7 protein-coding genes and 1 pseudogene are annotated in these 9,031 nt (G+C 69.7%); 1 reads left to right on the forward strand and 7 read right to left on the reverse strand.

Annotated elements, in window-relative coordinates; translation table 11 throughout:
- Positions 1-9 precede the first annotated feature (9 nt).
- The 4 genes from recN to NI1_RS25245 are packed head-to-tail and all read right to left on the reverse strand — an operon-like array spanning position 10 to position 3,937.
- Positions 10-1,782 carry a DNA repair protein RecN gene (gene recN / locus NI1_RS25230; protein ID WP_067825213.1) on the reverse strand — a complete coding sequence of 591 codons (1,773 nt, stop codon included), beginning with the start codon at positions 1,780-1,782 and terminating at the stop codon, positions 10-12.
- Positions 1,760-2,731 carry an NAD kinase gene (locus NI1_RS25235; RefSeq protein WP_067825215.1) on the reverse strand — a complete coding sequence of 324 codons (972 nt, stop codon included), beginning with the start codon at positions 2,729-2,731 and terminating at the stop codon, positions 1,760-1,762. Before NI1_RS25235 ends, recN begins: the two co-directional genes overlap by 23 nt.
- Positions 2,728-3,675 carry a TlyA family RNA methyltransferase gene (locus NI1_RS25240; RefSeq protein ID WP_067825217.1) on the reverse strand — a complete coding sequence of 316 codons (948 nt, stop codon included), beginning with the start codon at positions 3,673-3,675 and terminating at the stop codon, positions 2,728-2,730. The genes NI1_RS25235 and NI1_RS25240 overlap by 4 nt, the downstream gene beginning before the upstream one ends.
- A 1-nt stretch (position 3,676) precedes the next feature.
- Positions 3,677-3,937 (reverse strand): hypothetical protein, encoded by a 261-nt coding sequence (locus tag NI1_RS25245; RefSeq protein ID WP_245663390.1) that lies wholly within the window; start codon positions 3,935-3,937, stop codon positions 3,677-3,679.
- Positions 3,938-4,126: 189 nt separating this feature from the next.
- Here NI1_RS25245 and NI1_RS25250 point away from each other — a divergent pair, with 189 nt between their 5' ends.
- On the forward strand, positions 4,127-4,885 hold the full coding sequence (locus NI1_RS25250; RefSeq protein WP_067825219.1) for a class I SAM-dependent methyltransferase: 759 nt from the start codon (positions 4,127-4,129) through the stop codon (positions 4,883-4,885).
- Between the two features lie 15 nt (positions 4,886-4,900).
- Here the strand turns inward: NI1_RS25250 and NI1_RS25255 are convergent, their stop codons facing one another.
- The 3 genes and pseudogenes from NI1_RS25255 to NI1_RS25265 form a co-directional block, all read right to left on the reverse strand.
- On the reverse strand, positions 4,901-5,809 hold the full coding sequence (locus NI1_RS25255; protein ID WP_067825221.1) for an HAD-IIA family hydrolase: 909 nt from the start codon (positions 5,807-5,809) through the stop codon (positions 4,901-4,903).
- A gap of 889 nt (positions 5,810-6,698) precedes the next feature.
- Positions 6,699-7,910, reverse strand: a pseudogene (locus tag NI1_RS40280) (hypothetical protein); the annotation flags it as partial.
- Entirely contained in the window at positions 7,867-8,850 is a 984-nt protein-coding gene (locus tag NI1_RS25265) for a hypothetical protein (protein ID WP_067825222.1), read from the reverse strand. The gene NI1_RS25265 and the pseudogene NI1_RS40280, both read right to left, overlap by 44 nt.
- Between the last annotated feature and the right edge of the window lie 181 nt (positions 8,851-9,031).

Genomic DNA, 9,031 nt, shown 5'->3' on the forward strand with positions numbered 1-9,031 from the left:
CCGAAGAAGCTACCCTGCCGCCGCGACCTTTTCGGCATGAGCGGTGGTGAGAAGTTCCCAGGCGTGCGCGCGGCCGGTCTCGGTATCGCCCAAACCGGCCAGCATGCGCGCCAATTCGACGACGCGCTCGTCCTGTGTCAAGGCCCGCACACCCGACTTGACGCCCTTGCCGTCATCGACCTTGTCCACCACCAGGTGGGTGTCGGCGAAGGCCGCCACCTGCGGCAGGTGGGTGACCACGATGACCTGATGGGTACGCGCCAAACGGGCCAGGCGACGGCCGATTTCGACCGCGGCGCGACCGCCGACACCGGCGTCGACCTCGTCGAAGACCATGGTGGTGCCGTGTTCGGAGCTGGCCAGGACCACTTCCAGGGCGAGCATGATGCGGGAGAGCTCACCGCCGGAGGCGCTGCGGCTCAAGGGCAGCGGCTGCGCGCCGGAGTGCGCGGCGAGCCGGAACTCGGCCTCGTCCACCCCGGTTGACCCGGCGTGCAGTTCCTGGCCGTCGATGGTCAGCGGCGCGGAATCCTGTGGGCCCGCGGGCATCGGCTGCACGAGGACCTCCAGTCGCGCCCGGCCCATGGCCAGACCGCCCAGTTCGGTGCTCACCGCGGCGGCCAGCTTGCTCGCGGCCTTGGTGCGAGCCGCGGTCAGCTTCTTGGCGGTCTCGCGGACCTTCTCGGCCGCCGTCTCCACGTCTTTCGCCATGGCGGACAAGGCTTCCTCGGACACGTCCAGCGAATCCAGGCGCATCCGGGCTTCGTCGGCCCACTTGATGACGCCGTCGATATCGGGGGCGTACTTCCGGGTGAGCGTCTTGAGTTCGGCCTGACGCACCAGCATGGTGTCCAGCGCACCCGGATCGGACGGCAGATCGGACAGGTAGGAGCTGAGTTCGGTGGCCAGATCCACCACCACCGAAATCGCCTCGCCCAGCCGGGGACCCAGCACCGACAGGGCGGGATCCTCGGCGGCTTCGATGCGGGCGCGGGCGGTGCCGAGCAGATCCAGCGCGCCCGAGCTCTCCCCGGGGGCGTCGGCGGGACCGGCGAGCGCATCGTGGGCGGTGGCGGCGGCCTCGCGCAGCGAGTCCAGATCCGACAGCCGGCGCACCTCGTCGACCAGATGCACGTCCTCGCCGGGTTGCGGTGCGATGGCATCGATTTCGGCCAGCGACTGGGTCAGCCGATCAGCTTCCAGGGCCAGTTCACGGCTGCGCGCGGTGCGTTCCAGAAGTTCATTGCGGGCATCGAGCCATTTGCGCCGCGCCTTCTGATACTTCGACAGCAGCGGAGCCACCGCGTCGGAGGCGAATTGGTCCAGCGCGTGCAGCTGCTGATCCGGGCGCTGCAATCGCAGCTGATCGTTCTGGCCGTGCACGGTGAGCAGCGGCGTCGTGAAATCCGAGAGCACCGACGCTGGAATGCTGCGCCCGCCCAGATGTGCCCGGGAGCGGCCATCACTGCCGACGGTGCGCACCGCGATGATGCTGCCGTCGTCGTCCTTCTCGGCCGCGGAGGCTTCGAGTACCTCCTCGACCTCGGCGCGGGCGCTGTCATGCACTTCGTCGACGGTGAAACGCCCCTCGACCACCGCCCGCGACGCGCCCAGCCGGACCCGCCCCGCATCGGCGCGCGCCCCGCTGAGCAGGTGCAGGCTGGTGACCACCATGGTCTTGCCCGCACCGGTCTCACCGGTCAGAACAGTCAAACCTTCATGGAATTGCGCGGTGGCGGTGGAAATTACGCCAAGTCCGTCAATCCTGATCTCTGTCAGCACTCGTGCTCTCCGTTCGTGCAGACGGGCGGCCCCGCCAGCCTGTCACGGGCAACTGGAACTTGCGCACCATCCGGTCGGCGAAGGGCGCGGAATCCAAACGCACCCAGCGCACCGGCTCGGTCCCGCGGACCGCCTCGACCCGGCCGCCCCGCGGCAGTGCGAGGGTGCGTCGGCCGTCGAGGAAAACTATCGCATCGTGGCCCGTCGCAACGGTTTCCACCGCGATCAGCGACTCCGGGCTGGTGACCAGGGGCCGCGCGAACAGGGCATGCGCATTGCTCGGAATGACCAGCAGCGCTTCGAGTTCCGGCCACACGATGGGGCCGCCGGCGCTGAAGGCGTACGCGGTGGAACCGGTCGGCGTGGCGATCAGCACGCCATCGCAGCCGAACGACGACACCGGACGGGCGTCGACCTCCAGCACCACTTCGAGCACGCCCATGCGGGCGGCATTCTCGATGCTCGCCTCGTTCAGCGCCCAACCGCGTTCCACCACCTGATCATCCACGCGCACACTGACATCGATGGTCATCCGCTGTTCGATGGTGTAATCGCGATGCACGACCTGCGCCAGCGCTTCGTCCAGATGCTCGGCCTCGGCCTCGGTCAGGAACCCGATCCGGCCCAGATTGATGCCGAGCACCGGCACCGACGCGCTGCGCGCCAATTCGGCCGCGCGCAGGAACGTCCCGTCCCCGCCGAGCGCCAGCACCATCTCGCAGCCGACCGCGGCATCCGGGCCGTGCGTCACCACCTGGAACGGAAACCCGTCCGGTTCGCCCCGATCATCCAGATCGAAACGCGTGCTGTACGCCTCGTCCTCGAGCACCCGCAGCCTGATCCCCGCATCGTCGAAGATCTTCGCCACCCGGTGCGCGGTCTCGGTGAGCTCGGGCCGTCCCGGATGCGCGACCAGCAGAATCTCCCTGGTCGTGCTCGCCGCGTTCACTGTGGACCCTCCTGCACCGCCTGCTCGATCAGCGCAGCCACCCGCGCCGCCTCGTCAGAATCGTATGCGTAGGAGCCGACGGGCGCGCCGTCACGGCGGTCTGCCGCGTCCCCGGAACCGGATTCGCGGGATTCGGCCTCCCCGCGCAGCGAACCGTTCGGGGCCGCGTCCGCCGCGTCCGGGCGGTAACCCCCCGCTTTGCGCAACCAGAGAAAGTACTCAACATTTCCGGAGGGGCCGGGCAGCGGGCTGGCGGTCACACCCATGGTTCGCAGGCCGAGTTTCGCTGCTGCGGCGGCGACTTCGCGCACGGTCTCGGCGCGCAGAGCCGGATCGCGTACCACGCCACCGGATCCCACGCGGTCCTTGCCGACTTCGAACTGCGGCTTGACCATCGGCAACAGGTCGGCGCCCGGGGCGGCACAGGCCGCCAGCGCGGGGAGCACCAGGGCGAGGGAGATGAAGGACAGGTCGGTGACTACGAGATCGACTGTGCCGCCGATGAGTTCGGGGGTGAGGGAACGCACATTGGTGCGGTCGTGCACCTGGACGCGATCATCGTTCTGGAGCCGCCAGATGAGCTGGCCGTAGCCGACATCGGCGGCCACCACTTCCTTCGCGCCCTTGGACAGCAGCACGTCGGTGAAGCCGCCCGTGGAAGCGCCGGCATCCAGGCAGCGTTTGCCATCGACCGAAACACCGAGCGGTTCGAAAGCCTCCAGGGCGCCCAGGAGTTTGTGCGCTCCGCGCGAGGCCCACTGCACCTCGTCCGGTTCCTCCCGGACCAGCAGCGGCGTCCCGGTCTCGACGCCCGTCGCCGCTTTGGTGGCGACCGTTCCATTGATCAGGACGCGGCCCGCCGTGATCAGCTCGACCGCGTGCTCCCGCGACCGCGCCATTCCACGGCGAACCAGTTCCGCGTCCACTCGTGCGCGTCTGGCCACCTCAGATCTTGTCCACCGTGGCCAGGGCCTGCACCAGTACGTCGTGCGCCTGCTCCAGAATCTTGGCGCGCCGCATCAGGTCCGTGCCCGCATCGGTCGAATCCCGCGCTCCCGCCGTCAATTCGGCCAGCAGCGCATCCACCTCCGCCTGCACCGTCTGCGGGTCGGCGAACTCCTGATTCGCACCCGGCAAATGCTGCCCGGGCAGCGGCACCCCGGGGCGGGGTCCCGGCGCGGGCATCGGCGGGCGAGGCGTGGGCATGTTCATCGTGGCGACAACGCTACCCGAACTCCCATTCGAACACACGTACCCGTGCCGCATCCGATCCCGTCGCCGACGGGCGTCCAGGCTCCGGCCCGACCGGCCACGGACGCAACAGGCAGGAACGTGCGCGAATTCGTTGCCGCGCGCCGGAAAAATCGATTGCGGCGCTGTGCCAGCATGGAGCAAATGGACCGCAACTTCGATGATCTGGTGACCGAGGCCGCCGCGGCATCGGTGGACGGATGGGATTTCTCCTGGCTCGCGGGGCGCGCGACCGAAGCGCGACCGTCCTGGGGATATCAGAAGCAGCAGGCGGCGCGCCTGGCCGTCGCACGGGCCGCCCTCGATATTCAAACCGGCGGCGGCGAAGTGCTCGCCGAGGCGCCGCTGCTGCCGCCCACCATGGTCGCCACCGAATCCTGGCCGCCCAATCTGGAGAAGGCCACCCGGCTGCTGCACCCGCGCGGCGCGGTCGTGGTGGCCGACCCGGACGAACCGCCACTGCCGTTCGCCGCCAATGCCTTCGATCTGGTCACCAGCCGGCACCCGGCCACCATCTGGTGGGCCGAGATCGCCCGGGTGCTCGAACCCGGCGGGGCCTACTTCGCCCAACATGTCGGCCCGGCCAGCGTTTTCGAACTCGTCGAATACTTCCTCGGCCCGCAGCCGGAGGCGCGCACCAAACGTGACCCGGAGCAGGAAGCGGCCGATGCGCGGGCCGCCGGACTCGACATCGTGCAGCTGCGCACCGAGCGACTCCGGATGGAGTTCCACGACATCGGCGCGGTGATCTACTTCCTGCGCAAGGTGATCTGGATGGTGCCCGGGTTCACCGTCGAGGACTACCTCTACCGGCTGCGCACGCTGCACGAGCTGATCAAGAGCGACGGGCCCTTCGTCGCCCACTCGGCCCGCACGCTGGTCGAGGCGCGGAAGCCGTTCTGAGCGTTCGCCTCCCGATCAGTCGCGCACGGCGGGCGGGGCGGCCACCTGGATCGCCCGGCCCGGATTCGCGCGCAGCAGCTCGGTGAGCTGATCGGCGATATCGCCGTCGTCGCCGAGATCCGGCAGGGCGGCAGCGACCGGATGGTTGAGCCCGTCGAGGGATTCCGCGACATAGGTGGGCAGCTGATACGCCGGCTGCATGCGGAGATCGGCCAGCGTGCTCACGCCCGTCAGCACCATCAGCGAGGGCAGGCCGACGGTGTGCGCGCCGTCGATATCGGTATCGAGGCGGTCGCCGACCACCAGCGCGGCCCGGGTCCCGCCCTGCGCGATGGCCTCCTCCAGCAGCGGGGCGAACGGCTTGCCCGCCACGATCGGATCGCGGCCGGACGCGGTGCGCAGGGCCGCCACCATGGAACCGTTGCCCGGTGCCAGGCCGCGTTCGTTGGGCAGCGTGGCATCGGTGTTCGCGGCCACCCACAGCGCGCCGCCGCGCAGGGCGTAGGCGGCTTCGGCGAGATCGGCCCAGGCGGTGAGCGGCGAATGCCCCTGCACCACCGCGTCCGGCACTACGCCGTCGAATCGCCGGATGGCTTGCAGCCCTACGGTTTCCACCTCCGCCACCAGGTCTTCGGTGCCCACCACCAGCACCGTGGCGCCGGGGGCCAGCCGCTTGGCGAGCAGATGCGCGGCCGCCTGAGCGCTCGTCACCACCTCGTCTTCGGATGCCGGATAACCCAGTTCGCGCAGGTGCTGCGCCACCGCCGACGCCGACCGGCTCGCATTGTTGGTCACATACACCAGGCTCTGATCCGCACCGTCACCCGAAAGCGCCTCGGGCGCACCGGGAATCGGATCGTGACCGCGGAACAGTGTGCCGTCCAGATCCAGCAGCAGTGCCCCGAATCGATCCCGTAGCCGCATTACGCCGCCTCTCCATTTCTCACCGAACAGATCCAAAACTGCACTGTCCGACCCGGCCGTCCCCCGCCGAATCGTTCCCGCCCGTCATCTTTTCGTACCGAACCGCCGTCCCGAAACGACCCGCGCTCGGGAAAGGCGGTCACCACATGTTCACACCGATCGACATGACGATCGCGATAACCGTTCGCCGACAGCCCGCATGGCCTGGCGGACCGATCGAAACCAACCGGCCGGTCGCGCACCGAAGACCTACTCGGCAGGTCCGCATTACCCGGCAGGTCTGCCCTGCCCGGCAGGTCTGCACTACTCGGCAGGTCTGCCCTGCCCGGCAGGTCTGTACTATCCGGCGGGTCTGCACTGCCCGGCAGGTCTGCACTGCCCGGCGGGTCTGCACTGCCCGGCAGGTCTGCGCCGCCCACCAGGACCGCGCCGGTCGGCAGGTCCGCATTGTTCATCGCGGCGCGCGCATTCCGCAGCCTGCGGCACAACGAAACCGACCGCGCGGCAACCTCGAAAGGTCGCCACGCGGTCGAATTCACGATCGTTCTCGGTCCGCTCAGTTCTCCGCGGACTTCTCCGGGCGCTCCTCGGACGATTCCGCGGGGGCCGGGGTCGCTTCCGCCGCAGGCGAATCCGCGGCGTCGTCATCGTCGTCGATCACATCGGCGGCGTCGTCGATATCCTCGGCGTCTTCGATGTCTGCGGCGTCCGAGATCTCCGCAGCCCGGGCGTCGCGACGGTTCGCGGCGGCGGCTTCGTCCTCGTCCGCGGTCGGCTCCGCGTCCTCATCGTTCAGATCGCCGTCGTAGTCATCGGCATCGTCCGAGTCGTAGGCTTCCTCGTCCGAGTCGTCCACATCCCAGGCGGCGCGATCGCCCGAACCGCCCTCGGCCAGATCGGCCGCGCGGTCCTCGGCGTCGGTCTCACCGTCCAGGTCCGCGGAGGCCGCGTTCATGAACCAGGTGAGTGCTTCCTCCGCGCGGTCGGCGGCCAGCAGGGCCTCGGCGTAGGCGTAGAAGAGGCGGGCCGCGGCGGAACCGGTACGGGCCGGATCCAATTCGGCGGTCTGCAAGGTCACCACGGCTTGGTCGTACTGGCCCAGATCCATGCGGGCGCCGGCCACGACGATGCGCAGCTCGGTGGCCTCGTCGCCTTGCAGCGCCCGGGCTTCGTCACTGCGGCCGAGTTCGATGGCACGCTCCGGACGACCCAGACCGCGCTCGCAGTCGGCCATCACCGCCAGCAGGCCGGAACCACCGGACATACGGCGGGCGGTGCGCAGCTCGGACAGCGCCTCGGCCCATTCACCAGCGTGGTAGGCGGCGACACCGGCGGTTTCGCGCACCACGGCGATACGGCCGGCGCGCTGCCGGGCCGCACGGGCGTGGGCGAGCGCCAGTTCCGGGTCCTCGTCCAGCAGCTGGGCGACCATCACCAGGTGACGGGCCACCGACTCGGCATTGCTCTTGTCCAGGCTCAGCAGGTCGCGGCGGACGGCCGGTTCCAGATCGGAGGCCTGCACGTCATCGGGGAGCGTGGGCTCGTCGGGACGACCCGTGCGCCGTTCACCCGGACGACCACCGCCGGCCCGGGCGCCTTCACCACCCCGGCGACGATCACCGTCGAACGAACGCGGGCCACGCTCGGACCGATCCGAACGCTCCCGGTCGCCCGCGAACCGCTCCGACCGCTCGCCGCGTTCCTCGGACCGTTCCGAACGATCCCGATCGCCGCGCGAGTCCTCGGGCTGCTGCGAACCCTCGAAGTCCTTACCCTCCGGCCGATCGCCGCTCTCGCGCCGGTCATCACCGAACCCATTGCGGCCGAAGCTCTTCCGCTCCTCGCGCTCCCCCCGCTCGGCGCGGTCACCACGGTCCGAACGCTCGGGCCGGTCGCCACGATCGCGGCCGAACCCCTTGCCGCCGTCCCGACCACCGTCCCGGCCGAATCCCTTTCCACCACCACGGTTTTCGCTGTCACGCCCACCGCGATTGAAGCCGCCCTCTCGACCCTCACGGTTGAAACCGCCCTCGCGACCCTCACGCTTGAAGCCACCTTCACCCCCCCCCCCCGCGGTTGAAGCCGCCCTCGCGACCCTCACGCTTGAAGCCACCTTCACGGCCCTCGCGGTTGAAGCCACCTTCGCGACCGCCCTCACGCTTGAAACCGCCTTCGCGGCTCTCACGGTTGTAGCCGCCTTCGCGACCGCCCTCGCGGTTGTAGCCGCCACGGCCTTCGCGGTTGAAGCCACCCTCTCGGCTGCCGCCTTCACGATTGAAACCACCGCTGCGGCCTTCGCGGTTCGAACCGCCACCACGGTTGAATCCACCTTCACGGCCTTCGCCGCCTCGGTTGAACCCACCGCGACCTTCGCGGTTGTAGCCGCCTTCACGGCTGCCACCTTCACGGTTGGCGCCGCCACCGCGGTTGAATCCGCCCTCGCGGCCTTGGCCGCCCCGGTCGAACCCGCCACGGCCTTCGCGGTTGAAGCCACCCTCGCGGCTGCCGCCCTCACGATTGAAACCGCCGCGCCCGGAGTCCTCACGGTTGCCGCGGTACCCGCCGCGATCGCTGTCGCCACGGTTGAACCCGCCCCGGCCCTCGCGGTTGAAGCCACCTTCGCGATTGCCGCCCTCGCGGCGGAATCCGCCCCGGTCGCCGCCCTCACGATTGAAGCCGCCGCCACGGTTATCGCCGCCACGGGCACCGAAGCCGCGGCCGCCTTCACGGTTACCGCCCTCGCGGCTGCCGCCTTCACGGTTGAAACCGCCGCGCCCGGAGTCGTCACGGTTGCCGCGGTAGCCGCCGCGATCGCTGTCGCCGCGGTTGGAGCCGCCGCGCGAATCGCCGCGGCCGCCTTCTCGATTGAATCCACCGCGGCCGGCATTGTCACGGTCGCCGCGGAAGCCGCCGGAGCGTTCACCACCGCCGCGCGCATCGCGGCGATCATCCGACGAGTTGTCGCGCGGCTTGCCGAAACCGCTCTGTCCGGATCCGCCACTGCGGCGGAAAGGTTTGCGGCCGTCGTTCTGCTCCGCCACGGTGATCCCTCTCTAGTCTTGTAGCCTGCGGTACCCGGCCGCGGCGCTGGGGGGCGCGTGAGGAGGGCCGGCGGACTGGTCCGCCAACCTTCAATTCAATCACGTGCCTTCGAGCGTCCTCGCAGCACCGGGTGCTGAAACGCAGAAAGGGGACCCAGTAATGGGTCCCCTTTCGCGAAGG

This window comes from Nocardia inohanensis NBRC 100128 (assembly GCF_001612945.1).
GTDB classification, from domain to species: Bacteria; Actinomycetota; Actinomycetes; order Mycobacteriales; family Mycobacteriaceae; genus Nocardia; species Nocardia inohanensis.

Coding starts and splice junctions, on each gene's coding strand:
- NI1_RS25250 (WP_067825219.1), top strand. CDS start 4,127: ATGGACCGCAACTTCGATGATCTGGTGACCGAGGCCGCCGCGGCATCG.
- NI1_RS25245 (WP_245663390.1), bottom strand. CDS start 3,937: ATGCCCACGCCTCGCCCGCCGATGCCCGCGCCGGGACCCCGCCCCGGG.
- NI1_RS25255 (WP_067825221.1), bottom strand. CDS start 5,809: ATGCGGCTACGGGATCGATTCGGGGCACTGCTGCTGGATCTGGACGGC.